This is a genomic window from Psychromonas arctica (genome assembly GCF_036697365.1).
GTDB lineage: Bacteria > Pseudomonadota > Gammaproteobacteria > Enterobacterales > Psychromonadaceae > Psychromonas > Psychromonas arctica_A.
In genome coordinates, this window is sequence record NZ_JBAHZA010000003.1 from 46,211 (window position 1) to 72,137 (window position 25,927).

The 25,927-nt window shown below is 37.5% G+C and carries 27 protein-coding genes and 1 tRNA gene; 13 read left to right on the forward strand and 15 right to left on the reverse strand.

From position 1 onward, the window contains the following. Window positions 1-58 precede the first annotated feature (58 nt). From V5290_RS04230 to tyrS, 5 genes are all read right to left on the reverse strand, one after another. A complete protein-coding gene (locus V5290_RS04230; protein WP_333382220.1) occupies window positions 59-1,471 on the reverse strand; it encodes an imelysin family protein in 1,413 nt (470 codons plus the stop codon). Window positions 1,472-1,602: 131 nt separating this feature from the next. Further along, the gene (locus tag V5290_RS04235) at window positions 1,603-2,475 is read right to left on the reverse strand and encodes an FTR1 family iron permease (protein WP_333382222.1); all 873 of its coding nucleotides are present in this window, start codon (window positions 2,473-2,475) and stop codon (window positions 1,603-1,605) included. A 3-nt stretch (window positions 2,476-2,478) separates the two neighbouring features. Then, window positions 2,479-2,895, reverse strand: coding sequence for a cupredoxin domain-containing protein (locus V5290_RS04240; protein WP_333382223.1), 417 nt, complete (start codon window positions 2,893-2,895; stop codon window positions 2,479-2,481). A gap of 446 nt (window positions 2,896-3,341) precedes the next feature. Then, window positions 3,342-4,115: a hypothetical protein gene (locus tag V5290_RS04245; protein ID WP_333382225.1), complete on the reverse strand. Its 774-nt coding sequence runs from the start codon at window positions 4,113-4,115 to the stop codon at window positions 3,342-3,344. A gap of 11 nt (window positions 4,116-4,126) precedes the next feature. Further along, window positions 4,127-5,398, reverse strand: coding sequence for a tyrosine--tRNA ligase (gene tyrS, locus V5290_RS04250; RefSeq protein ID WP_333382227.1), 1,272 nt, complete (start codon window positions 5,396-5,398; stop codon window positions 4,127-4,129). Between the two features lie 136 nt (window positions 5,399-5,534). On the opposite strand from tyrS, the gene mtnN reads away from it, so the two are divergent. Beyond that, on the forward strand, window positions 5,535-6,230 hold the full coding sequence (mtnN, locus tag V5290_RS04255) for a 5'-methylthioadenosine/S-adenosylhomocysteine nucleosidase (RefSeq protein ID WP_333382229.1): 696 nt from the start codon (window positions 5,535-5,537) through the stop codon (window positions 6,228-6,230). A 14-nt stretch (window positions 6,231-6,244) separates the two neighbouring features. Then, window positions 6,245-7,198: a cobalamin biosynthesis protein gene (locus V5290_RS04260; protein WP_333382231.1), complete on the forward strand. Its 954-nt coding sequence runs from the start codon at window positions 6,245-6,247 to the stop codon at window positions 7,196-7,198. 309 nt (window positions 7,199-7,507) lie between these two features. On the opposite strand, the gene V5290_RS04265 is transcribed toward V5290_RS04260, so the two are convergent. Continuing rightward, on the reverse strand, window positions 7,508-8,122 hold the full coding sequence (locus V5290_RS04265) for an FKBP-type peptidyl-prolyl cis-trans isomerase (protein WP_333382233.1): 615 nt from the start codon (window positions 8,120-8,122) through the stop codon (window positions 7,508-7,510). Window positions 8,123-8,284: 162 nt separating this feature from the next. After that, complete coding sequence (locus V5290_RS04270; RefSeq protein WP_333382234.1) at window positions 8,285-8,842, reverse strand: bifunctional adenosylcobinamide kinase/adenosylcobinamide-phosphate guanylyltransferase; 558 nt, start codon at window positions 8,840-8,842, stop codon at window positions 8,285-8,287. 229 nt (window positions 8,843-9,071) lie between these two features. Here V5290_RS04270 and V5290_RS04275 point away from each other — a divergent pair, with 229 nt between their 5' ends. Further along, complete coding sequence (locus V5290_RS04275; protein WP_333382236.1) at window positions 9,072-9,980, forward strand: 2OG-Fe(II) oxygenase family protein; 909 nt, start codon at window positions 9,072-9,074, stop codon at window positions 9,978-9,980. Between the two features lie 116 nt (window positions 9,981-10,096). Here the strand turns inward: V5290_RS04275 and V5290_RS04280 are convergent, their stop codons facing one another. The 3 genes from V5290_RS04280 to V5290_RS04290 all read right to left on the reverse strand — a co-directional run bounded on the left by V5290_RS04280 (window position 10,097) and on the right by V5290_RS04290 (window position 11,487). After that, window positions 10,097-10,390, reverse strand: coding sequence for a hypothetical protein (locus tag V5290_RS04280; protein WP_333382238.1), 294 nt, complete (start codon window positions 10,388-10,390; stop codon window positions 10,097-10,099). Between the two features lie 205 nt (window positions 10,391-10,595). After that, window positions 10,596-10,686: transfer RNA gene (locus V5290_RS04285), tRNA-Ser, on the reverse strand. A gap of 165 nt (window positions 10,687-10,851) precedes the next feature. Further along, window positions 10,852-11,487, reverse strand: a complete 636-nt coding sequence (locus V5290_RS04290) for a PilZ domain-containing protein (RefSeq protein ID WP_333382240.1) — start codon at window positions 11,485-11,487, stop codon at window positions 10,852-10,854. A gap of 222 nt (window positions 11,488-11,709) precedes the next feature. Between V5290_RS04290 and leuS the strand changes: the two genes are divergently transcribed. From leuS to ggt, 5 genes are all read left to right on the forward strand, one after another. Continuing rightward, window positions 11,710-14,298: a leucine--tRNA ligase gene (gene leuS, locus V5290_RS04295; protein ID WP_333382242.1), complete on the forward strand. Its 2,589-nt coding sequence runs from the start codon at window positions 11,710-11,712 to the stop codon at window positions 14,296-14,298. Window positions 14,299-14,438: 140 nt separating this feature from the next. Beyond that, complete coding sequence (gene lptE, locus V5290_RS04300) at window positions 14,439-14,966, forward strand: LPS assembly lipoprotein LptE (RefSeq protein ID WP_333382244.1); 528 nt, start codon at window positions 14,439-14,441, stop codon at window positions 14,964-14,966. Window positions 14,967-14,972: 6 nt separating this feature from the next. Beyond that, the gene (holA, locus tag V5290_RS04305; RefSeq protein WP_333382246.1) at window positions 14,973-15,971 is read left to right on the forward strand and encodes a DNA polymerase III subunit delta; all 999 of its coding nucleotides are present in this window, start codon (window positions 14,973-14,975) and stop codon (window positions 15,969-15,971) included. Window positions 15,972-15,980: 9 nt separating this feature from the next. Then, a complete protein-coding gene (gene nadD, locus V5290_RS04310; RefSeq protein ID WP_333382247.1) occupies window positions 15,981-16,628 on the forward strand; it encodes a nicotinate-nucleotide adenylyltransferase in 648 nt (215 codons plus the stop codon). Window positions 16,629-16,675: 47 nt separating this feature from the next. Continuing rightward, entirely contained in the window at window positions 16,676-18,433 is a 1,758-nt protein-coding gene (gene ggt, locus V5290_RS04315; protein WP_333382249.1) for a gamma-glutamyltransferase, read from the forward strand. 87 nt (window positions 18,434-18,520) lie between these two features. Here ggt and V5290_RS04320 read toward each other — a convergent pair whose 3' ends face one another. Next, a complete protein-coding gene (locus V5290_RS04320) occupies window positions 18,521-19,195 on the reverse strand; it encodes a PilZ domain-containing protein (protein ID WP_333382251.1) in 675 nt (224 codons plus the stop codon). Between the two features lie 294 nt (window positions 19,196-19,489). Here V5290_RS04320 and V5290_RS04325 point away from each other — a divergent pair, with 294 nt between their 5' ends. Beyond that, window positions 19,490-19,801, forward strand: a complete 312-nt coding sequence (locus tag V5290_RS04325; RefSeq protein ID WP_333382253.1) for a hypothetical protein — start codon at window positions 19,490-19,492, stop codon at window positions 19,799-19,801. Between the two features lie 48 nt (window positions 19,802-19,849). Here the strand turns inward: V5290_RS04325 and V5290_RS04330 are convergent, their stop codons facing one another. From V5290_RS04330 to V5290_RS04340, 3 genes are read right to left on the reverse strand one after another with little or no spacing between them, the layout of a single operon-like run. Further along, window positions 19,850-20,254, reverse strand: coding sequence for a GNAT family N-acetyltransferase (locus tag V5290_RS04330; protein ID WP_333382255.1), 405 nt, complete (start codon window positions 20,252-20,254; stop codon window positions 19,850-19,852). A 26-nt stretch (window positions 20,255-20,280) separates the two neighbouring features. Continuing rightward, complete coding sequence (locus V5290_RS04335) at window positions 20,281-20,589, reverse strand: DUF2007 domain-containing protein (protein WP_333382257.1); 309 nt, start codon at window positions 20,587-20,589, stop codon at window positions 20,281-20,283. A gap of 41 nt (window positions 20,590-20,630) precedes the next feature. Further along, window positions 20,631-21,107: an acyl-CoA thioesterase gene (locus tag V5290_RS04340; RefSeq protein ID WP_333382258.1), complete on the reverse strand. Its 477-nt coding sequence runs from the start codon at window positions 21,105-21,107 to the stop codon at window positions 20,631-20,633. 333 nt (window positions 21,108-21,440) lie between these two features. Here V5290_RS04340 and V5290_RS04345 point away from each other — a divergent pair, with 333 nt between their 5' ends. Beyond that, complete coding sequence (locus V5290_RS04345) at window positions 21,441-23,399, forward strand: sensor domain-containing protein (protein ID WP_333382260.1); 1,959 nt, start codon at window positions 21,441-21,443, stop codon at window positions 23,397-23,399. Here the strand turns inward: V5290_RS04345 and V5290_RS04350 are convergent. After that, complete coding sequence (locus V5290_RS04350) at window positions 23,351-23,740, reverse strand: MerR family transcriptional regulator (protein ID WP_333382262.1); 390 nt, start codon at window positions 23,738-23,740, stop codon at window positions 23,351-23,353. The two genes, V5290_RS04345 and V5290_RS04350, sit on opposite strands and share 49 nt — an antisense overlap. A gap of 102 nt (window positions 23,741-23,842) precedes the next feature. Between V5290_RS04350 and V5290_RS04355 the strand changes: the two genes are divergently transcribed. The 3 genes from V5290_RS04355 (at window position 23,843) to V5290_RS04365 (ending at window position 25,886) form a co-directional block, all read left to right on the forward strand. Next, window positions 23,843-24,475: a cation transporter gene (locus V5290_RS04355; protein ID WP_333382264.1), complete on the forward strand. Its 633-nt coding sequence runs from the start codon at window positions 23,843-23,845 to the stop codon at window positions 24,473-24,475. Window positions 24,476-24,651: 176 nt separating this feature from the next. Further along, window positions 24,652-25,293: a glutathione S-transferase gene (locus tag V5290_RS04360; RefSeq protein ID WP_333382266.1), complete on the forward strand. Its 642-nt coding sequence runs from the start codon at window positions 24,652-24,654 to the stop codon at window positions 25,291-25,293. A gap of 74 nt (window positions 25,294-25,367) precedes the next feature. Continuing rightward, a complete protein-coding gene (locus tag V5290_RS04365) occupies window positions 25,368-25,886 on the forward strand; it encodes a cytochrome b (protein WP_333382267.1) in 519 nt (172 codons plus the stop codon). The last annotated feature ends 41 nt before the right edge of the window (window positions 25,887-25,927 follow it).

Below are 25,927 nucleotides of genomic sequence, written 5' to 3' on the forward strand. Positions count from 1 at the left end.
AGTGGCGTTTGATCTTTCATGACTGCACTACATTACTGTCATGCAGTAACGGAAGTACTTACAGCTGAGTTTCTTCAGCATCCGTTACATCGTTTGTTGTTAACGAAATACCGTAAGCTTTAGACACAACAACCATTTGATCACCTAAACGGCGTAATTGGTTTTTAAGCGTTACAATATTTTGAACACTTTCTTCGTTTTCTGGACGAATTTGGTAGTCAAAATGCATTGTTGTTGTTGCTAACGTGTTGATTGTAGCAATACGCGCTTCAATGTCTGTCATTAACTCAGTGATAGCAGCTTGTTCTTCATCTGATACATTATCGATGAATGCAGGACCTACTTTCTTACCTTTGTATTCACCTAGTAATACGTTTTTAATGCCTTGGTAGTTCAACGCAATATCACGGTGTGTATTGTCAGAGAAACATGAATGCTCATCTTCTTCACTTGGAGTTAGTACTGCAACTGCAATACGTTCATTCGCTAATTCTGATTTAGAGAATACGCCAACACCAGCAAAGATTTGTTTAAGTGCAGTCGGTAGTTCAATATTTTTAGACGCTTGATCGCCAGTTAACTGCTCTAATAAAGCTGCGCGGTAAAGACCTTTATCGCCCTCTACTTTATCTTCCCAAGCACTTGCTACAATTGTTAAATCATCAACCATTTTTTCAGCAACTGCACCAAGATAAGCCAGACGACGCTCAGCTAATTTATCAGTAGTGAAATCAGTTAATGGACGTTGACCAGCAGTCATTGCACCATTGCTGATAGTGTCTTCAATCATGTTATTGTAATCTTGATCTTGACCCCAAAGCATGAATTCAATTGCATGGTAACCAGCAGCTACGTTAGCATCGCCACCATTAGTATTTAGCTCACCTAATACTTCAGGTGTGATCGTCGTTACATCAACAGCTGTTACGTCTTCGCCACCTGGTGTAAACGTACCTTGAGTATCAATAATATTACCACTTGTACGCTCATTATTTGCGTTCACAGTGTAATCGATCATGTTTTCATCTAGTGGCCATGAGTTAAGCTCACCTTCAACACCACCGTAAGTTTCAGCTACCCAACCGTCTTCAGCATCGATTGGACCGTTAGAAAGACGGAAAATTTCTGTTGTGCCGTAGCTTTCACGTGATACTAACCATGCATCTTTTGCTGCTTGTAATGTCGCGTCAGTTGGCTCAGCTACAAAAGCACTAATTGCTTCTTGTAACGCTTTTGCATCTTTTACTGCATCAGAGTAGTTCGCAGACGCAATGCTTGCATAAGTTGATAAGGTTGCTAGTTTATCGCTAGTTGATAAACCTGTTGTCGCTGCTTCAGCTTCACTCGGAGCAACTGCTTCTACTGTTGCTGGTGCTTCAGTTTGCGCTGCAACTGGTGTTTCAGTTTCTGAGTTACAAGCAGAAACCAATAGAGCTCCTGCAATCACTGTGCTTAACATTGTCTTTTTCACTTTAATACTCCTGGATGTACCATAAAAACGTTAGTGAGTTTTACCATCATTAATAAAACTCATTGTGTTAATTGCTTCCTGCAACTGTGTTAATTGTGTTCTGCAATTTATTTATAAAAATCTTTTACTATTTAAGCTTGCTCTACGGTGACTTGAGCAATAGGTGCTACTTTTGCTTTCATTTGCCACTTAAGAATAATCGTAACGGTTACCCAATAAGCGCCTAACACTGCTAAGTCCCACCCTATTGGTTGTGAGCGGTAAGCAAACAAAGATGCTAGTAAATTACCAAATACTGAGCTATCACTTAGTACACTACTCATATCCCAAACATTGCTATATAACCAAGCTGGTAAATCGGTTGCGGCTAGCGGCCCGCCTAATAATTTTTCCGAAGCAGCTAGGAACAATGCAGAACCAAGGAATAACAACATGATTTCCGTGACCTTAAAGAACCATTTCCACGAAATGAACTTACCACCAAGCTGTAAGGCATAAAACAGCACCATGGCTAAGGCTAAACCAATAGCGACAGCACTAAAAAAGCTCACATAAGAAGCTAAAGTACCCAATTGTAAAAGCGAACCATATAGGAACATCACTGTTTCAGAACCTTCACGGCCAACAGCAATCATTGCGAGGAAAAAGACTCCCCACCAGCTTTTCTTGCCTTGTAAGCTTTTTTCCAAGCCTGCTTCTAATTCTTTCTTTAATGTTCGACCGTGAACTCTCATCCACAGCACCATTTGTACAATCAAGGCACTGGCAAAGGTCAACATACCAATTTCAAACCAAGCGCGACTTTCACCGCCTAATAAATCTGAAACACCAATTAACGTTAACGTTAATAACGCAGCTAAACCAAAGCCAGCTACTACACCTGCAAACAACCATTTCTTACCTGTTGCTGCATCCGCTCTTCCATCCATCCAAGCATAAAGAATTCCGATCACTAAGAGTGCTTCAATGCTCTCTCTACAGACGACAAATATTGTTTGTCCCATCTTTTAATCCTTAGCTTTTACTACTATTTTACCGTGTGTTGTTGGTGCGAAATCATCAAAATAATCATAAGTACCGGCATCAAGCGGGATAATTACTAACGTTGTTTCCGCATTCATGAACAATACTTTCTCTTGACGTAATTGGTTGCTTTCAAATTCAGCAGGTTTATTACCAAGATTACGTACTACCAGACGAAATTTAGTTTTTTCTGGTACCACTAATTCAGCGGGAGTCAGCACGCCATCCTTCATCTCGACAAGATAGGTTTTTAATTTTGTATAACGGGGGTCATTCATCTCTACACTGAAACCATCGGCACCTAGTTGTGCAGTATTTTCTGCTTCGCTAGCAAAAGCTAATGCATTGAATGTCATGAGAGCAATAAATGAGGAAAGGGAAAAAATACGGGTAAGCTTCATTAATAAAATCCAAAAAATATTAAGTTAAAATTGACTTGGTATAAATGTACTAGTGAAATAAATAACATTTCAAATGATAATTATTTAGATTCGTATTGTGATTTATTTAACCAAGTGATGTCAAGTAAATAGTACAAAGCCGCATATTTAATACGTCTTATCTATTATTGTCTTCTCTTGAAATAAAAAAAATACGGCGTGTTTTGCTATATTTAATGAGTCATTAAGTATGTAAATGCTCAATAAATGAAACACAAAGAAACGGTAAAAGCGATAGGTAAGACAGAAGTTTAGTAGGCGGTAATGTAGAAGGTTTCTTAAAAAATATACTTATTTTAATATCATAGCTTTTGCTTGTTATAAAAAAGGCCAGATACATAACGCATCTAGCCTACTTTAATAATCACTATTTTATATAACAGTCTTATTAATACGATTACAAAAAATTAAAAAGCAAAAGTTACATTTGCAAGGAAATCTTTATCATCGTTAACACTTGCACTGATACCAAACACATCAGAAATTTGAACACCAGCGTCTAATGTTGCAGTCCATTCATTTAAATCTTCTCCTTTAAACCCATATGCATAAGTTGGCGTTACACCGACCCAATACATGTGGTCAAATCGGTAACGCGTCGTTGCATCGAATTTAACGTAAGTTGTATCACTGAAGTCATCGCCCCAAATAAAACCGACACTTACTTTAGGGTGGAATCTTACTTTATCTTCCATAAATGGTAGTTTAGCGAAGAAACCGATTGAGTTGTCATTTAGGTCATCATAATCAGTGTGATCAACACGAATATCTTCACTCCAGCTATTATCAAATGCCACACCTGAATTAGACGCAGAGTTTAAGATAAAGTAGTTGGTTTCGTAATGTTCTAGATCTTCACGAGCAGCCAATGTAAAGCTATGTTTATAAACACCGCTTAAGTAGCCACCGTAAGTAGCTGATAAATCAACACCTTGATTACCACCACCAATACTTGCATGAGAGTAGATAGCTGTTGGGTCACTCATATCTACCCAAGAGCTAGGATCAGATTCAGATAATGGTGCAGATTGAGCTGACTCTGTTAACGGAGCAACAGATTCACTTACTGCAGGAGTATCATCAGAGAAAGTAACATCTTCATCTGCTGCGTATACCGATAAAGCAGAAAGACTTAATAATGAACCAACCGAAGCGGTTAAAACACATTTTTTTAAAATCATATGATTCTCTTTTATTTCCAAATAAATAGATTAAATAAACGTTTACCACGTTTAATTAACGTGTAGCGTGAGAATAATGCATCAGCTTTCGAAATTGTCGCTTCAGTATCAGTTATTTTCTCACCATTTACCATCACTGCGCCATTGTTAACAAATTCACGAGCCATTTTGTTTGATGCCGCTAATTCACAACTTGTTAATAGCTCAACAATTGAAGCACTATCATTATTCACATCCGTCGCTGGTAAACCATCTTGTGCTAATTGCGCTAAGTCAGACTCACTTAGGTTACTTAAGTTCCCAGAGAATAATGCTTCAGTAATACGCTCTGCTGACGCTAAACCTTCTTCACCATGCACTAAACGTGTTACTTCACGTGCTAAGATGCCTTGAGCTTGTGGGCGTCCTTTAATATTTTTATCTGTTTCTTCTATTTCTGCAATCTCTTCGATTGTTAAGAAAGTAAAGTAACGTAAGAACTTATAAACATCCGCATCTAATGTAGTGATCCAAAATTGGAAAAAAGCATAAGGAGATGTTTTTGTAGGGTCTAACCAAATTGTACCTGATTCTGTTTTACCAAACTTAGTGCCATCAGCTTTAGTTACTAACGGCATAGTTAAACCAAACACTTTCTCTTGATTCATACGACGAGTAAGATCAATACCGCCAGTGATATTACCCCATTGATCAGAACCACCGATTTGTAACGTACAGTTTTTCTCTTTATTTAACGCGGCAAAATCATAAGACTGTAGCAACATGTAGCTGAATTCAGTAAACGAAATACCAGCACCTTCTCGGTCAATACGTTGTTTAACAGACTCTTTTTGAATCATCGCGTTAACACTAAAGTGTTTACCAACATCACGTAAAAATGAAATGCTATCCATTTTACTGATCCAATCAAGATTATTAACGACTTCAGCGGCATTACCCTGTTCACCAAATTCAATAAAAGCACTGACTTGCTTTTTGATCGAGTCAACCCAATTCGCAACAATGTCATCACTGTTTAATTTACGTTCAGCAGCTTTAAAACTTGGATCACCAATTAACCCTGTTGCTCCACCGACTAATGCTAATGGCTTGTGGCCAGCTTCTTGAAAACGCTTTAAAATTAATAGTGGTACTAGGCTACCAATGTGTAAACTATCAGCTGTAGGATCAAAGCCACAATATAATGTACGACTTCCACTAGATAAATGTGCGTGTAACTCTTCATCAGCGGTTGTTTGAGCGATTAAGCCACGGGCTTTTAAATCTTCTATTAAGGCATTCATTTACTTTTCCTGGTTTACTAGCAATAATTGGCTAGGATTTTACACAGTTACTCACCACAAAAAAACCTTAGAGTGAAGATATCGTCAACAATATGATAGCATTGCACTTTTATTGGTATAACAAAGAGAAAAACAGATGAAAATAGGCATTATTGGTGCAATGGATGAAGAAGTTAGCATCTTAAAATCAGCGATGGATAACGTTACTACAAGCAAAGTCGCAGGTTGCGAATTTTACCAAGGTGACCTTAACGGCAAGCAAGTGATTTTAACTAAATCAGGTATTGGCAAAGTTGCAGCTGCTGTTGCAACGACATTATTACTAGACCAGTTCGCTCCAGATGTAGTCATTAACACAGGTTCAGCTGGCGGATATGACACGGCATTAAATGTAGGTGATATCGTTATTTCTACGGAAGTTAGATTCCACGATGTAGACTTAACGGCTTTTGGTTATGAAATTGGTCAAATGGCACAACTACCTGCTGCTTTTGAAGCCACTACTTCTTTAGTTGATATTGCAGAGGATGCAGCTAAAACATTAGATGGTTTAAATATCATCAAAGGCTTAATCTGTACTGGTGATATTTTTATGGCAGATCTTGTAAAAGCAGAAGTCGCACGCAACAACTTCCCAACTATGGCTGCGTGTGAAATGGAAGCAGCTGCAATTGCACAAGTTTGTTACCAATTCTCTGTTCCATTTGTCATTATTCGCTCTCTATCTGATATTGCTGGTAAAAAATCTGAACTCTCTTTTGATGAGTTTTTACCTGTTGCTGCAAAAAATGCTTCTGTATTAGTAGAAGCCATTGTAGATAGATTGAATTAATGCAAGGCCTTTTAATGTTAATAGAACAGCATGCGGCTTTTTTCAGTTTTCTAACTGCGGCTTTGTGCTCGTTCTGTTTTTCATTACCTAAAGATCTCAACCCTCTTTCAGCCTTTGCACTTATTTTTCAACGTATCGCACTCAAAGTGAACCTACCTGAACGCAGTGATGGCTATAAACGTCTAGCGAGTATGTTAGCCTTCTCGTTGATTTTTCTCCCTATTGTACTAATCATTAGCCAACTTTACGTGGTGGCTTTCAAGCCTTTTATCATCGATTTAGTCGCGATTTATTTGCTCTTATCTTGGCATGAAAAAATGCACGTTTATAAACAGATAGATAATGATTTACAATATGAAAGCTTGGCCACTGCTAAGTTGTTATTAGATAAGCTTACCCTTAGAGAGACGAAACCTTTATCACAACTAGGCACACATAAAGCTGCTATTGAGTCGTTAGTATTACAACTAACTAACGGTTGGTTTGCAGTAGTATTTTGGTATTTAGCGACAGGCATTTATGGCGCATTGTTTTATCAACTAATGCATATTTGCGCACAACAATGGAACTGCAAATTACCGAAATATAATGCACTAGGAAAGCTGCCCTCTCTGATTACTAGTTTGCTACAAATCCCTGTTCATATCATCGTAAGCTTCACTTTTGCTTTGTATGATAAGCCAATAAAAAACCTATTTAAAAAGTTTAGGCAAGGTGCTGATTGGCATCATTTTTCATCAGGATTGTTATTAAGCAGTTTCGGTTTAAGCACGGAAACACAATTAGGTGGCGTACGTTTATATGAAGAGCAAAAAGTTACCTATGCTAATATCGGCTTTGATCAACAGCCAAGTGCACAAAAAGTGAGCCTAGCTATTCAGCGTATCAGCTTAAGTGCTTGGTTTTGGTTAGTGTGTATTAGTGGTTATGAATTTTTTCCTTTGATCTTGGAGCACTTTAGTCAGTAACGAATAAGGTTAAAGGCTAAAGGTTAAAGGTTAAAGGTTAAAGGTTAAAGGTTAAAGGTTAAAGCAAAATAGCACGTCTCTAAAACCTATTTCATCTTTTTCATCGATAAAAGAATTCCAAAGCGAAGCTACTATCACCCTGAAAAACATAAAATCAACACAAGCAGGCTAAAGCCTGCCCCCCTTAAAAGATGTTTTGTAAACTTATAATCACATAATCAAACACGTCGGCTGAAATAAATCACCAAGCATAAAAAAACCTTCTCTGTTACCAGAGAAGGTTTATCAATTAAAACCAATTAAATGGAATTATTTAATTGCTAAAAGCTCAACTTCAAATACTAATGTAGCATGTGGACCGATTGCAGCACCTGCGCCACGCTCGCCGTATGCAAGACCAGCTGGGATAGCTAGTTTGTATTTAGCACCTGGAGACATTAATTGTAGTGCTTCAGTCCAACCAGCGATAACACCGCCAACTGGGAATTCAGCTGGTTGACCACGTTCAACAGAACTGTCAAATACAGTACCGTCGATTAAAGAACCGTGGTAATGCACACTTACTGTAGATTCAGCAGTTGGTTTCTCGCCTTCACCTTCAGAGATAACTTCGTATTGAAGACCAGACTCAGTAACTGTAACGCCATCTTTTTTAGCATTTTCAGCTAGGAATGCTTCACCAGCTGCACCTAAAATTTTAGCTTGTTCAGCAGCTGCGGCTTGCATACGCTCAGAAATTACTTGGAAAGCAGCTTGAAGATCTTGTTGAGAAACCTTGCTTTCAGCGCCAGCGAAAGAATCAGCAATACCAGCAGAAACAGCAGAGATATCTAAACCCTCAAAAGGATTAGAAGCAAGTTGCTCACCCATTTGTAAACCGATACCGTAACTTGCTTGTTGCTCTTGAGTAGTATATTCAGACATAATTATTCTCTTATATAATTGAATTTTTGGGTTTCCCCATCGATGTTATTAATTATATGGGGAACAAAAATAAGATTTAAAGGGAAAAACCTGAAAAAATTACATTTTATTTAAATAAATTAAAAAAGCCTTTATAAAACAAGATACTGCACTATAAATTCTTTATTTTAGTTGCTGCTTTAATCCAGCAGTTAGTAAATAGACCTGATCAGATAAAGCAGCTACTTTCTGATTTAATTTACCTAATTGATCCGCATAGCGTCGTTGTAACGGAGTTTCTCCAATCAAACCACACCCTACTTCCCCAGTTACTATGATGACATGGCATTTTGCATCTTTTAAGAATGACAATAACATCTTTTGTTGCTCAGCCATCACTGCTAGATTTTCTTGAAGTGTATTATCCATTGATAGATACCAGCCAACCCAAGTAGATAAACATTCAATTAAAACAATATTCTCGGCTTTATCTAAAGACTGTAAAACAGATAACAAATCTAATTCTTGATAGTTCAACTCATAAGTAGTGATTGGTTGCCCAAAACGCAACTCACGATTTTTTTTATGTAGTTTAATACGCTCAATCGTCTCATCGCCAAAGGCAACACTCGTGGCAACATAGGCAGGCTTCAATAGATTTTTTTTACACAATGCTAATAATAAATCTTCCGCAGCATCACTTTTTCCACTTCGCACTCCGCCTATAAATAATTGAATCATGTTTACCCTTTAATATTGATATAGCTATTTAACTTATAGTACAGAATATACCGTTAAATTAATGGTTTAAATAAACTGTTCTGCCTCAGCCACAAATAGATCAGCATCATTCCCATTATATACAAAACCTTGAATCTGTTTCGCTAAAAGCCCTGTTTATCAAAAAAATCAATTGTAATAAATTAACTTCAACGCCAACACGGGCGACATAAATATTGGAGTAAACATTATGTTAGTAACTCAACTACAAAAAGCACAAGCACTTAAATTACCTTCTCAAGCAGCAATGTTATATAGAGAATCTTCAGTACAACATTTCTGGGATACTAATAAATCAACCTTAGTTGATGCTTGGGTAGAGTGGGAAAAAAAGCAAGAAAGTTCATTCCTATTAAACGGTAGTCTTTTTGATAAAAGGTTACGTGAAGCGGTAACTCAAGCTTGGCAAGATCCTAGCAAAGAGTTAGCGGTTCAAGACCTACTGACAGAAGTCGCACCAGACGTGTACCAATTTCAATTGTTTAATCCTACCAAATTAATTGAATTGAGAACGTATCTAGAAAACGCCTGGAATGTGAAAGTTCCACTACGACCACCTTACGGTATCGCATTAAACCGTGGCGGTGCAATGTTGGATAAGCGCTCTGAAGGCTACTTAGCTGCACCTAGCTTTCAAGCTTTTTATCAAGAGATATTAGATATTTATATGCGACCAATATCGCGTCTATTATTTTCAGAGATAATCGGGTTTGATTCGCAAACCTTTGGTTTTTCTATTAACTATAAACCAACGACTGATAACTCACTTCGCCCACATACGGATGCATCAGCAGTGACATTAAACGTTAATTTAAACCTGCCAGGGGAAGAGTTTACTGGTTCGAATATGAATTTTTTTGACCAAAGCAGTGGACAAATGATCCCACTAAAATTTACACCTGGTAGCGCAATGTTGCACCGAGGCTCTGTTGTTCACTCAGCACAGCCAATTCAAAGTGGTGAACGTACTAACTTTGTGTTGTGGTTATTTGGTGATCGAGGGCAGATTCCGCTATCAAACACTGAAAGACCAACAATTCCAGCCTGTGAGCGTTGGACAAAAACACAAAGCCATACAGATAACTACGCGCCGTTTTAATCAAAATAAACCAAGTGCATCTACCCTTTCTTGATATATTCAATAAAGTAGTAGATGTGCTTCTTTCATATCTGACCAATTACCCACTAAAAATACACATACGAAAAATTCGAATGTTAGTTGTTTTGATTTTTAGGCAAACACATAATTAGTTTTAAAACGATAAAAACAAAAGCTTGCCAAAATATAACCACAAACCCCCAGCCCAAAATGGTTAATTCACAAATCCCTGCTCCACATAATCCATTATTCTCAAGTAACCAAGGCAACCCTAACGCATCAAGAATAAAGATAGGTCCGTAAATCATAAAGAAGCTAACAATTTGAAAAGCTTCCCACCCTACAGGTACAAAGCCGAGCCCCAATAAACCATAGATGATTAAAGTCATAATAAAGTAAGGTTTAATCACTATTCCTCCTTAACTTTTTAATTAAAGTTCTAACAGAAACGGCAGCTTTAATAAAGTGTTACAGAAATGGTTTTTTGTATGAAACAAGCAATACTAATATAAAAGTTAAGTGTGTAAGTAACTAGTTGAAGTAAACAAAGGTAGGAAAAATAAATTGACTGAAACGAAAAAGGGCTTCTCAATTGAGAAGCCCTTTTTCTTAATGTGGCGGAGGAGGAGAGATTTGAACTCTCGGAGAGCTATTAACCCTCGCTGGTTTTCAAGACCAGTGCATTCAGCCGCTCTGCCACCCCTCCGCAGAACGAGACGAATAATACAGAGTTTAGGCCTTGTTTGTAAAGGAACTTTTTACAAAAAAAAACTGTTTGTCGAATAATCCAACAAACAGTTTAAATAAAAAACATTGTGATTATTTCTTATACTAAAAAATTAAAGCAATGTATCAATGTGATTAAAATAATTTATTTAAAACGATTAATATGCGCTTCAGGATGTTGCTCTGCATGACATTTAAATAAATACTCTGTTAACGAAGATAACATATTGTCATCCCCTTCTTTACCCAATGAGTACGCAACAGTATGTTGGTCGATACGTCTAATTTGAGAGCCTGAAATAGCTAAGCGTTCCTGATCTGGTAACTGTAGGTAAATATTATTAAGTTCTTTAGGTAACGTTTCACATTCAGGATCATCAATCAGCAACGAAATACCTGAAGCCGATAAGTCTTTCACGCGATAAGGTAACACTTCACCTTTTTCGTTCACAATACTCATTGCAGTATTGTTTGATAAACGCCATGCACGAAGTTGATCACCGGTTTCGAAAATCTTAGGTGATTTAAGGCTCATACTAAAATTGCTAAAATCGCCCATTTGCATCTGCACAGGGAACACTAAATGATGGTTCCCGTAATTCGCAACTAATTGCAAGTCATCTGCTAAGCCAAGTTGAAACAATAATGCCTCATGACCAGATTTGCCTGAAATATCATAAACCAGTTCTTTATTTTCCGCTTTTTCAGTTTCTGCTAACATTTCAGACAGTAGGTCTAATTCCTGGTCGTTGATTAATAATTCTTCATGTAATTTAGCCATCTGCACTTCGCCCTTCGTCACTTATAATTATATATAGTAATACTTTACTGCAATTTTTGCTTTTTATGTTTAAAAAAATTCACTTTTTATGTAGTTCTTCATCTCAATAATTCATATTTCTTAAAAAATAGCCTTTGATTCTTCATAAATATTGTTGCAAAGCAACTGCTACTGTATCCTACAGCCCTTATTATTTCATTTTTCATTGCAGGCAGACCGAATATGCAAGAGTTATACAATCCTAAAGAGATTGAAGCAAAGTTCCAAAAATATTGGGATGACAATCAATCATTTAAAGCGACAGAAGATCCATCAAAAGAGAAATACTACTGCCTCTCTATGTTCCCTTACCCAAGTGGCAAGTTACACATGGGTCACGTGCGTAACTACACTATTGGTGATGTTGTTTCTCGTTTCCAACGCATGCAAGGCAAAAATGTAATGCAACCTATGGGTTGGGATGCATTTGGTCTACCAGCTGAAAATGCAGCAATTAAAAACAATACTGCACCAGCAGGTTGGACTTACGAAAATATTGCTTACATGAAAACACAGCTTAAGCAGTTAGGTTTTGGTTATGACTGGAGTCGAGAACTAGCAACTTGCCAACCAGAATATTACCGTTGGGAACAATGGTTTTTTACTAAATTATTAGAAAAAGATTTAGTATACAAAAAAATGGCAACAGTAAACTGGGATCCAGTTGACCAAACGGTATTAGCTAATGAACAGGTAATTGACGGACGTGGATGGCGTTCAGGTGCTGTTGTTGAGCAAAAAGAGATCCCACAGTGGTTCATTAAAATCTCAGCTTACGCACAAGAATTATTAGATGATTTAGATCAGTTAGAAGAGTGGCCTGAGCAAGTACGTACCATGCAGAAGAACTGGATAGGTCGTTCTGAAGGCATCGAGATGGACTTTAAAGTGGCAAACAGCGATGAAACTTTCTCTGTTTACACTACTCGCCCAGATACGGTAATGGGAGTGACATATGTTGCTGTTGCAGCACAGCATCCATTGGCGCTTGAAGCAGCAAAATCAAACCCTACATTAGCAGCATTCTGTGAAAGCTGTAAAAATGTAAAATTAGCAGAAGCTGATTTAGCAACTATGCCTAAAGAAGGTGTGGATACAGGGCTTAAAGCTATCCACCCTATTACCGGTAAAGAAGTGCCAATCTGGACTGCTAACTTTGTATTAATGGGTTACGGCTCTGGTGCGGTTATGTCAGTTCCAGCACATGACCAACGTGATTTTGAGTTTGCGAAGCAATACGGTTTAGATATTAAAGCGGTCATCAAACCTGCAGATGCTGAAGTTGATGTAAGCACTGAAGCATACACTGAAAAAGGTGTTTGTTTTAACTCTGGTGATTTCGCAGAACTAGAAGGTTTAACCTTTGAAGCAGCATTTGATGCCGTTGAAGCTAAATTAGTCAGTGAAAATAAAGGTAAGCGTCAAGTTAACTTCCGTCTACGTGACTGGGGTGTTTCTCGTCAGCGTTACTGGGGTGCACCAATCCCAACATTAACACTGGAAGATGGCACAGTTGTACCTGTACCAGAAGACCAACTACCTGTTGTATTACCTGAAGATGTGAAAATGAATGGTATTACTTCACCAATCAAAGCAGATTTAGAGTGGGCAAAAACAACTTACCAAGGTCAACCTGCGACACACGAAACAGATACTTTTGATACCTTTATGGAATCAAGCTGGTACTACGCACGTTACTGTTCACCACAAAGTGATGATCAGATGCTTGACCCAGAAAAAGCAAACTACTGGTTACCAGTAGATCAATACATTGGTGGTATTGAGCATGCTATTTTACATCTTCTATACTCGCGTTTCTTCCACAAGTTATTACGTGATTTTGGATTAGTAAACAGCGATGAGCCATACAAAAAGCTATTAACGCAAGGTATGGTTCTAGCAGACGCTTACTACTACGAAGACGAAAAAGGCGGTAAAGTTTGGGTTGCACCAACTGATGCAATCACTGAAACCGATGACAAAGGTAAAGTGATCTCAGCGAAAACAGCTGATGGTCAAGAATTGGTTTATGACGGCATGAGCAAGATGTCTAAATCAAAAAATAACGGTATTGACCCACAGTTGATGATTGATAAATACGGTGCGGATAGCGTACGTTTATTCATGATGTTTGCTGCACCATCTGACCAAACACTTGAGTGGTCTGACTCTGCATTAGAAGGTTCTTTACGCTTCCTTAAACGTTTATGGAAATTAGCATTTGACCATGTTCAAGCTGGTGATGTGGCTGAATTAGATGTGAAAGCATTCAATGACAACCAAAAAACATTACGTAGAGAAGTACATAAAACGATTGCTAAAGTAAGTGATGATGTTGGTCGTCGTCAAACATTCAATACTGCAATTGCTGCGGTAATGGAGTTGATGAACAAACTAACTAAAGCACCAACTGCTGACGCACAAGATCGTGCTATTTTACAAGAAGCATTAGTGGCTATAACTAAACTACTTTCGCCAATCACCCCGCATATTTGTGCAGAATTGCACACATTGCTAGGATCTGAAGATGATATTCTATCAGCACCTTGGCCGACAGTGGATGAATCAGCGTTAGTTGAAGATTCAAAACTGATTGTAGTACAAGTAAATGGTAAATTACGTGCGAAACTAACAGTGCCTGCAGATGCTTCGCAAGAACAAGTAGAAGCTCAAGCAAACGCTGAAGAAAACGTAAATAAATTTACTGAAGGTAAAACGGTACGTAAAATTATTTATGTACCTGGTAAGTTACTGAATATTGTAGCTAACTAGTTTGTTAGGCTATTGGTAACAGTAGCCTAACCACTCAAGCCATAAATCGTTTTTAAGCGGTTTATGGCTGTTTAACTTTATTCAACACATCAACCTGTTTGATTTTATTAATTGTCATAGACATTACAAAAGGCTTTTTTATGTATTCTCTTCGCCCTCAAGCTTTTTATCGCCGCTTTATGTTATTTGCGACTTTGGCAATGACTGTAGTGCTTTCTGGTTGTGGATTTCACTTGAAACACAGTGATGGTTTAGTTGAAAAGTTTCCAGAAGTATATGTACAAACAAATAACCCTAAAGGCGAACTTGCACGCCTAGTTAAATTGCGTCTAGTGGGTGCTAATATCAAAGTATTAACGACACCCAATGAAGAGACTGCAATCATAAGATTGATTTCAGAAAAACAAAGTAAACGTACTATCTCTCTATATGCAACAGCACAAAATGCGGAAAAAGAGATTGGTTACATTATGAAATATTCTCTTAAAATGCCAAATTACACGCCGAAAAACTTCAGCGTAAATTTATACCGAGACTTTTTATATGACTCGACTCAAGCATTAGCGAAATCTCGTGAAGAAGAGCAATTAATCGAAGAGCTACGTGTAGTAGCCGCAGATCATATTATCTCAACCATGCTAAGTATCGAAAACAATTCTGCAGAGTAACGGTTAATGCGCATTTATCCAGAACAGTTATTAAAGCAGTTGCAACAATCACTACCTAGCTGCTGCTTAATCTTTGGTGATGAAGCTTTATTAACCATTGAAGCGCTTGAGCAAATTCAAGCGCAAGCTAAGCAACAAGGGTTTTTAGAGCGTTTTAGCTATAGCCTAGATGGCAGCTTCGACAAAGACCAAATATTCAGCCAGTTCAATACCCTATCTCTTTTTTCTGAGCGACAGATCATTGAATTATCCTTGTCTAAAACGACTAAAGATAATACCGATTTTATTAAAGAGATCACTCCGCTATTAAACCCTGATACTTTGTTAATATTAAAAGGACCTAAGCTCACCACCCAACAACTGAAAAGTACATGGTTTACCAAATTAGAGCAGCAAGGTTTATTCGTTTCCACTAATGCATTACTGCCACAACGTTTTCCTCAATGGTTGTATCAACGCTTAAAAGTAGTTGGTTTAACTGCGGATAATGAAGTGATTGATTTTCTGACCTTGCATTTTGAAGGTAACTTGCTAGCAGCTAAGCAGGAAATTGAGAAGCTGTCTATTTTGTTTCCTAAACAGCATTTACACCTACCGCAAGTTGAACAAAGTATTACTACTCATAACCATTTCAGCCTTTTTCAATGGGTTGATAGTTTGTTAGCTGGTGACAAAGCTCGTAATGCTCGAATTATTAAACAGCTTAATGCAGAAGGAACTGAACTACTTTTGCTCAGTGCTACCTTGAGTAGTGAAGTGCAAAAACTACTTAATTACGCTTATCAATTAACGACTATGCCATTGAGTCAGTTACTTGCCCAACAAAAGCCTAAGTTATGGCCTGCGAAACAAGCTTTAATTACTCAAGCTCTTACTCGCTTACAAATACCCCAATTAGAAAATATTTTAATTGCTTGTGCCGATTTAGAAGTTTCAGTTAAAGTAGAAAACCGATCTGATACTTGGTTACAACTTGATGCCATCTGTTATCAGTTTTTCAAATAAAGGAATTGAATGAACAAAAAACACGAGTCTGCGATTGGCTTTCTGGGAGGGACATTTGATCCCATTCATTTTGGACACTTACGTCCTGCATTAGAGATCCAAGAAGCACTGCAACTCCAGTCTTTATACTTAATGCCAAACTATATTGCGCCGCACAAGGCAACGAGTTTAGCGAGCACAGAGCAGCGCATTGAGATGGTTAAATTAGCCATTCAAAACACCCCTAGCCTACAATTAAATACAAAAGAATTATTACGTGACTCACCTAGCTACACTGTTGAAACCTTAGCGTTATTAAGAACACAATATCCAAATACACCGATTTGTTTCATTATGGGGATGGATTCACTGATTAATTTTGATAGTTGGTACCGCTACCAAGATATTTTAAAATACTGCCATCTTGTTGTGAGCCACCGACCAAGCTGGTCACCACAATTTAACGAAACTGTCTCAACAATGCTCGACGAGCACCAAACAACAGATGCAGCTGCACTTCACTCATCTCTTAATGGTTATATCTATTTTCAAAGTACCACTCAGTTGGATATTTCTTCATCGCAAATTCGTAAGCTATGCGCCACTAATCAAGGCATAGACTTTTTAACACCCCACCCTGTCTGCCAATACATTAAGGAGCAAAACTGTTATACCTGACTTTTACCTTCGATAATAAATCTACACAAAAATAAAGGAATAGTATTATGTTAGATCTGATCAAAAATAAAATAGCTAAGCCTATTAGCTTATTAGTTGTCTCCACTTCATTTTTATTAACTACACCGGCAATACATGCTACAACCAACTCCCAACCAGCTATATTTAGCCAAATGGCTATTCATCATCCAGTTTGGGCAAAGAGTGGCATGGTGGCAACGCAAGAAGCGATAGCCACTAAAATTGGTGTTGAGATCTTAAAACAAGGTGGTAATGCTGTCGATGCAGCTGTTGCTGTAGGTTACGCACTTGCAGTCACTTTGCCGAGAGCCGGTAACCTTGGCGGTGGTGGTTTTATGCTGGTTTATTTAGCAGACAAAGAGCAAGTAATTGCCATCGATTATCGAGAAAAAGCGCCAGCAACGGCATCTCGTGACATGTATTTAGATGAAAATGGTGATGTGGTACCGGGTCTATCTAAATTCCATGGTTTAGCAATTGGCACACCAGGCACTGTGATGGGCTTAGAGCATGCTCGTAAAACTTATGGGACGCTTTCAAGAGAAGCATTAATCGCCCCGGCAATTAAATTAGCAAAAGATGGCATTATCGTTACGCCTGATTTAGAGAACTCATTAAACGCGATGCAAGAACGTTTAAGCAAATGGCCTAATACCAGCAAAATATTTTATAAAAAAGATGGTTCAAACTACCATGCTGGTGAGCTACTTAAACAAACTGACTTAGCTAAAACACTTTCTTTAATCAGCGAGCAAGGTGAAAAAGGGTTTTATCAAGGTCCAGTCGCTGAAGCTATTGTATCGAGCATCAAAGAGGCTGGCGGTACAGTTAGCCAACAGGACTTAATTGACTACAACTCTGTTGATCGTAAGGCCATTGAAGGTACATACCGAGGTTACCAAATCTTCTCTATGCCACCTCCATCTTCAGGCGGTGTACACATTGTACAAATCCTTAATATGCTAGAAAATTACGATATTAAAAAGATGGGGCACAATAGCGCTCAACATATTCATACCATGGTTGAAAGCATGCGCCGTGCCTATGCTGACCGAAGCTTGCACCTAGGTGACAGCGATTTTGTTAAAGTTCCTGTTAAAACGTTAACCAGTAAAAAGTATGCAAAACAGCTCGTTGACGGTATTGACCCAGGCAAAGCCACACCAAGCTCTGAGATTCTTCCTGATGCAGACTTGCCCTATGAAAGTAACCAAACGACTCACTTTAGTATCGTTGATAAATGGGGCAATGCAGTAGCTAATACTTACACTTTAAACTATAGCTATGGCTCTGGCATTGTCGCCGAAGGTACCGGTGTTTTATTAAATAATGAAATGGATGATTTCTCTTCAAAACCAGGTGTCGCTAATGGTTATGGATTGATTGGTGGTGAAGCAAATGCCATTGAACCGGGTAAACGCCCACTGAGTTCAATGAGCCCAACAGTTATCCTAAAAGACAATGAGTTATTCATGGTAACTGGAACACCAGGTGGTTCAAGAATTATTACCACGACTTTACAAGTCATCTCTAATGTTATCGATTTTGATATGAATGTTGCCGATGCAACCGCAGCGCCACGAATTCATCATCAATGGTTACCTGATTACATCCGTATGGAATCTGGATTGAGCTTGGATACGATCAAACTACTGGAAGCAAAGGGACACCAACTAAAAGTTGAATCTGCAATGGGAAGCACGCAAAGCATTATTAAGTCTGAAACTGGCTTATATGGCGCGTCTGACCCACGTCGACCTTCTTCTCTTAGTGAAGGTTACTAATACCAATAAAAACTAAGCAGTTTACCTTCAGATCATCGATAGGATTCAAGGTAAGCTGCTTTATTGTTAATCAGTAATGGAATAAAGTTATTTTTGTAAATAGTGTAAAAGTAACTGCTGAATTGCAGATTGAACATGTTCAGGGGAGGTAAATACTAAACCATACTGTACTTCATCATTAACACCTAGTTCTTTGCAACTCTTTAACGCTACTGATAATGAAACTTTTGAACTACCATCTCCTAGATCAATCAATAATTGATAAATTCCACCCATTGAAAGGCTAGTCTGCTTTTTACAAACAAACGCACAGCCTTGAATAGAGACATCAATCAATACTCCATTTGCTAACACTGTATCGCTTTCAGAATTGACTATGGCAGCTTCAATGCTCACATCAACACGCCGATGTTTACGCAAAGGTACTGATTCTATGCTTTTAGGATAATCCAACACTAGCCAACGTCCTGTAATGGTCATAATTTTTTGAATTGAAGTACGAAATGCAGTGATATTTGCTTGCTGTTGTTCACTATTCATAAAGCGGACAATGACATCATTAGTTTCTTTAAGGTGAGGTGAGGCTTTGATCCAGGATGCGTCATTTCCAAGTGCTAAAATAACAGACATGTTCGGATCGATGCCTATTAAGCGAGTTTTTAAACGGATAGGTTTAGTGGGTGTAACCACTTGAAGATGCACAACTTCACCACAATTAACATGATTTAAACGAGTCAATTCTCGATTATCAATCTTAGTCACTCACCTTCCCCTGTATTAAAATCCTGTCCTTTAGCATTTTATGTTACCACGCTTCAAAGATCATAGAAGTGTCTTTATAACAGGAATATCAATTATTAAGTCTATATTCATTGTAATACTGGATAAGAAAAGCGAGTCAACACCGCTATTTATATGGATTTCTGCGACAAATCGCTTCTGAGTAAACAGTTTAACCAGAACTGAGGTTATATTAATTTAAAAAGGTTGGCTTAGGTGGTGATAGGGGAATTGATCAGTTATGATCTCAGTTAAGTTTAATCAATGAGAAAAACCATGACACAACCAGTTATCAGCAAAAAACAACTTACCGATACCTTGACGCTTTGGCATCAAAAGAAAATCGATAATGAACAATTACAAGATTGGATGGTGACACATTTTGATCCACCAGAAACATTAATTGGCGAAGATGAGCCTGAATTAGTTCAAGAAGCAATGCACGTGATCATGAATGAATATGAACTTGCAAAGTTAGATAAGTTTAAGGAACAAGGCTACGAGTTTGCGATGCAATTTCTACAATGTAATGAAGACAATTTTACCCAGCTTAGACAGCAATTTATCCATCAAGGTTTCAGCGATTAACCAATAAGATCAAGGCAGTTTAAATCAACTGCCTCAATTTTAATTAATCTAAAAATGACGAGCCATTTTATAATAAGCGACATCACTTTTATAAAATAACTCCCCTTCCACTTCAAAACCAAAACCCTGATAAAAAGCTAAAGCAGACTCCCTTGCATCAAACCAAAAGTAAGTCATTCCTGCTTCTTTTAGTTTATCAAGGATAAATCTTAGCATTAAGCTACCAGCACCTTGTCCTTGATAATCAGATAAAGTTGCAAACTTTCTTAATCGAACACCATCAGCATCACGATAGATAGATGCGACGCAAATCAATACTGCGTTTAATTCGACGGCATAATGTGTCGCTTGTTGATCACCTTCGACAATACAAAACTCAGGCGGCTTATTTGGCCATAAGACTTGATGACGAATAGCAATTGTCTGTTGCCAATCAATTTCGATAATACGCAAATCAACTTCCTATCAGCGACTTAATCCTAAGATGGCTTTGCATGCTGGCATTGCCAACAAAAATCAAAAGATGCGTCATTACTTTCATTACAACAATCACAAACCCAATCAGCTGCTTGTGTATCTTGTTGTGCTTGTGTTGCTATTGCTAAAGCTTGTTGATGATCATTATCGTCAAACACCCAGATTTCAGGCCAACTATCTATGGCTGACGTTTCCCCCATTGCACCTTGCGTAAACTCATTCTTAATAAACGTTTTTATACCTTGTGCTTCTATCAGATTCTTTATATTACCGACAATAAAATGGTTGTCATGGCTGTACACTAGTTTCATTATGGCCACCTAGTTATTGATTAATGGTAAATAGACCGGAATTAATCGACATATATTTCCATCTCTTCACCAATCTTTTTGCGCATCTCCATTAGTTTAACAGCCGTTTCATGTTGTTTAATATCTTCATCATTTTCTGGTACCCATTGCGGTACAAGCTCAGATTGACCATTTTGGTCAACGGCAACCATGATAACAATGCAATGTGTTGTAGTACGTTTATTTAAAGATTTAGGGTCACAAGCATTAACCTCTAGCGCAATATGCATTGAGGTTTTCCCGGTATAAACAACTTTCGCTTTTACTTCGACTAAGCTACCGACATGGATCGGTGCAACAAAACGTATACCACCAGCATAAGCAGTAACACAATAACGACCACTCCAACCAGCAGCACAAGCGTAAGCAGCAAGGTCAATCCATTTCATTACTGCGCCACCGTGCACCTTCCCACCAAAATTAACATCCTGTGTTTCAGCTAAAAATCGAAGTGTTATATCACGTTGTGGTTTTTTCATTATTCTTCTCAATAAGTAATAGGTTATTTGAATTTATATCGTAAACAGTGGCTTAGCAAATATTTAATCGTTTATTAATAGCCAACTCAGATTAGTTTGTTATGCCAGTTCTTAAAATTTAATCTATATATTTCAATAAAATACTGAAGTCGGGCTGATAAAAAAAATTGAAAATAATTTATTTATCTATCGCATTTTTAAAATAAAACTGACCAAGGATCATAAAATACTCATATATTGGTAGTGTTTGCTGTTAAAATAGTACGTAGAGTTACGTTAATTATTAACTCGTTTCGCCAAAACTATAACTGTTAATAATATAATTGGACTTTTATGCAGGTAAATATTAACCAACTTCATACTGCTATCTGGATTTATGATATCGATGCTTATGCCATAATATGGGCGAATCCTGCCGCATTAATATTATGGGACAGCCCGAGTATTGACGATCTATCAAAACGTGACTTTAAAATAGGTCAATCTGAAGCGATCTCTGAAACCATTGAACAATATCGAACTGCATTTAAAAACAATAAAACAGTGTTAGAAAATTGGTATTTCTCACCTAAGGGCAATGAAACCGAAGCCTTATGTCAATTTTCAGGTATCACCCTAGAAGATGGGCGATTAGGTATGTTAGTCGAAGCTACTTCTACTTTACCTCACACAAATATACACTTTAAAAGTGCAACCATTATTTCCATGTATAGTTTAAGTGGCAGTTTTTTAAGCGCAAATACGCCTTTCTCAAAAAACGTTAGTCGCACCATATCACATTTAAATGACCTATTTTGCCACCAGGAAGATGCGCTTAATTTACTGCAAACAATTAATCATGAACAACAGTTTGAGTCAGATATTTTGATGAAAACGAAGCAAGGTGATAATTGGTTTAGAGTCATTGCTAATAAAGTTAAAAACCAAGATAACTCTGCACATATATTGTTAAACCAATATGATATTCATGAAAGTAAAATTGTTGAACAAGATTTGCGTCAACAAGCTTCGGCCGATCCATTAACCAATTTAGTAAATAGACGTGGCTTAACCGATACACTAAAACCAATGTTTGAGCAGCAGACTCCTTTTACCTTGCTATATATCGACCTTGATGGTTTCAAAATGGTAAACGATTCATTGGGGCACAAACAGGGTGATGATATTTTAATTAAAGTCAGTGAGCGATTAAAGGAACATCAGCAACAAGGTGATATTATTTGTCGTTTTGGAGGTGATGAATTTATATTTATAATTGAAAACACCTCTATTCAAAGCGATATCTCTACTACCTTACGATGCCAAGCAATTATTGATTCCCTGAGTGAACCCTATCAAAGCTTTCACGGGCGAGAGCTTTTGTTATCAGCCAGTATTGGCGTTGCAGACTATCCGAATGATGCAGAAAACTACGAGAACATCTTAGCCTACGGTGATGCTGCTATGTATCACGCTAAAAAACATGGAAAAAAGCAATGGGTACAATACAAAACGGGAATGGAGAATAATCAAAAGCGTTTAAGTGTCATTGCCCAACAATTATCCTTTGCGTTAACTAATAAGGAACTTAGTTTACATTACCAACCTGTAATTGATTATTCTACTGGTAAAATTGCTTCCTTTGAGGCCCTGTTAAGATGGTACAACGACGAGCTAGGTTTTGTCTCACCAGAAGAAGCGATTAGTGTCGCAGAAGAAACAGGCTTAATATATGAAATTGAAAATTGGGTATTAGACCAGGCATTACACGACCTGCTCATTTTCAAGGATCTATTTCATACTAATATCACTATGGCAGTTAATTTATCAGGGCTGCATTTAGTTAACCCTAATTTAGTCGATACCATTTTATACATGCTCGATAAACATGATTTGCAGCCTCATGATTTAACCATTGAACTGACCGAAAGTGTTTTATTAACAGATGTTAACCATAGTAACAGCCCTATTAATGCATTAACCAGCCGCAACATAAAAGTCAGTATTGATGATTTTGGAACAGGTTATTCTTCTTTAGCGTACCTACACACTATTCCTGCTACCACGGTAAAGGTCGATAAATCATTCTTAGAAAATATCAATAGCACCTTAACTCTTGAATGTATTCAACGTTTAGTTACGGATCTATCCATGCTTAACTTAATTGAAGGAATTGAAACGAGAGAGCAAGCTGAATTATTAAACTCATTAGGCTACCACTTACAACAAGGCTATTACCATGGGCGCCCGAAGCCAATTTCATACTACTTAAGTGCAGATACACATAGGCAGTCTGGTGTTTGTGATTGTTGACACTGCTCCACCAATGTTAATAGCTGACTCTCTAGCTTTTCTAGTTGTGTTATTTTTTTTCTTACATCAGTTAAATGACTCAACACAATCTGATGGGATTGATGGGCACCATCAAATTGGCCATTTTGTAATTTAATTAATTGTTTAATCTCTTTGAGACTAAAACCTAACGCACGACTATGGCAAATCAAATGTAAACGATCACAATGCATTTGGGTATATTGTCGCTGATTACCTGCACTACGTGATGCTTTATCCAATATCCCAATCTCTTCGTAATAACGAATAGTTGGTATTTTACATTGTGTTGCTTGACTCAATTGACCAATCGAATAAATCATATTTTATCCTCTATTTATCAAAATAAAGCTTGAACCTCTAGTTACTAGAGCTTGTAGACTATCTTATAGTTTCTGAGTTCATTTATCAAAGAGGTATAAACTATGGCTGGATGTTGTAATCACAAAGCAGACTTCACAGGAATTGATCCTGTTTACAAGCGTATTTTAATCGCCGTAATTTTAATCAATGCGGTTATGTTTTTAGTAGAGATGTTCGCTGGTGTAAAATCTAACTCGCAAGCTCTTCAAGCCGATGCATTAGATTTTTTAGGGGATACTCTGACTTATGGTATTAGCCTTTGGGTTATTGGTAAATCATTAAGCTTACGCAGTAATATTGCCCTTATAAAAGGCGTTAGCTTATTGTTGATGGCAATATATGTATTAGCGTCTACATTCTACAAACTTTGGTTTTCTGTCACTCCTGATGCCAGCATTATGGGTAGTATTGCAATATTAGCGTTCGCTGCCAATGTGCTAAGTGTTTTATTATTAATGAAATATAAAGACGGCGACGCGAATGTCCGCTCAGTATGGCTATGCAGTCGTAATGATGCCATTGGTAACTTAGTAGTGTTATTAGCAGCATCAGGAGTATGGGCAACGGAAAGTGCATTACCCGATCTGATTGTCGCAGCTTTTTTAGCCACTCTCTTTTTAAGCTCAGCAAAACAAATTATCCAACAAGCAAGAGAAGAGAAAAAACAAGCCCTTAACAATAATAGCTGCTCATAATTTTTCGCTAAGCGACTACCTTTAGTCGCTTAGCTTTTATTTCCCAATTCATAACAAAAGCATAAAAAAGTCCAGAAAAGCGATATAAATAACGTAAACACCCTTTTACAAAAATTTAGCCTGCCCTTATGATGGAGAATGAAACAATTAATTATCATTCATCATTGGGAATTGTTATGCAGCCTATTTTATATTCTTTTAGACGTTGCCCTTATGCAATGCGAGCAAGGTTGGCAATTGCCGTTAGTCAGCAAACAGTTAGGCTACGCGAAATTGTACTTAAACATAAACCTAAAGAGTTGTTAGCTATCTCGCCTAATAAAACCATTCCTGTTTTACAATTAAACGATAACAGTGATAACTCAGTATTAGATGAAAGCTTGGAGATAATGGTATGGGCACTATCTAAAAATGACCCTGAGCAATGGTTAAACGCAGATCTAGAAAAAATGTTGGCATTAATCGATATCAATGATTATGAATTTAAAGCTTGGTTAGATAAATACAAGTATGCAGATCGATACCCAGAAAACTCACCAACTTATTATCGTCAACAAGCAGAAGATTTCATCGCCTTATTAGAAACTCACTTAATTAAGCAACAGTACTTATTTTCAAACAATATCACGCTCGCTGATATGGCTATTTTTCCTTTCATTCGCCAATTTGCAAGCGTCGACAAACCATGGTTTGAACAAACTGGTTATAACAATGTCAAACTGTGGTTAAATAAATTAATAGAAAGCGATATTTTTACTCATTGCATGAAAAAATATCCAACCTGGTTAGTTTCCGGCGAAGAAATAACTTTTCCTTAATAAACACGTCTTATTAAAAGAACGGCTAGCTTCACTTGAAAAGAAATTGTTAATGATATTTGCGCATGGAAGATATGATGAAAAAATATAATACGCCTGCAAGATTATTTCACTGGGCTTCAGCAATAATAGTTGTTGGTTTATTCGCAGCTGGATATTGGATGGTAGACTTAAGTTATTATAGTGAGTGGTATCAAACAGCCCCGCATTGGCATAAATCTGTTGGTTTATGTTTTGTTGTGCTAACACTCGCCCGGTTTATTTGGAAGCTCATATCAAATACACCAGCAATTGAAGGCTCTGAAGTTGAAAAGAAGGCTGCGAAAGGTGCTCATCACCTCGTTTATTTACTCTTATTAATTATGTTTTTATCTGGATATTTGATTTCAACTGCTGATGGTCGAGGTATTGAGGTTTTTAATTGGTTTACGGTACCTGGTTTAGGATCATTTGTTGAAAATCAAGAAGACTTAGCGGGTCAAATACATGAGTATGCTGCTTACATATTAATAGGTTTATCCAGCTTACATGCTCTTGCAGCATTGAAGCATCACTTCATCAATAAAGATAACACCCTAAAGAAAATGCTTTAATTACTCTACAACCTGTTCAACATTATATTTACTCAATAAGG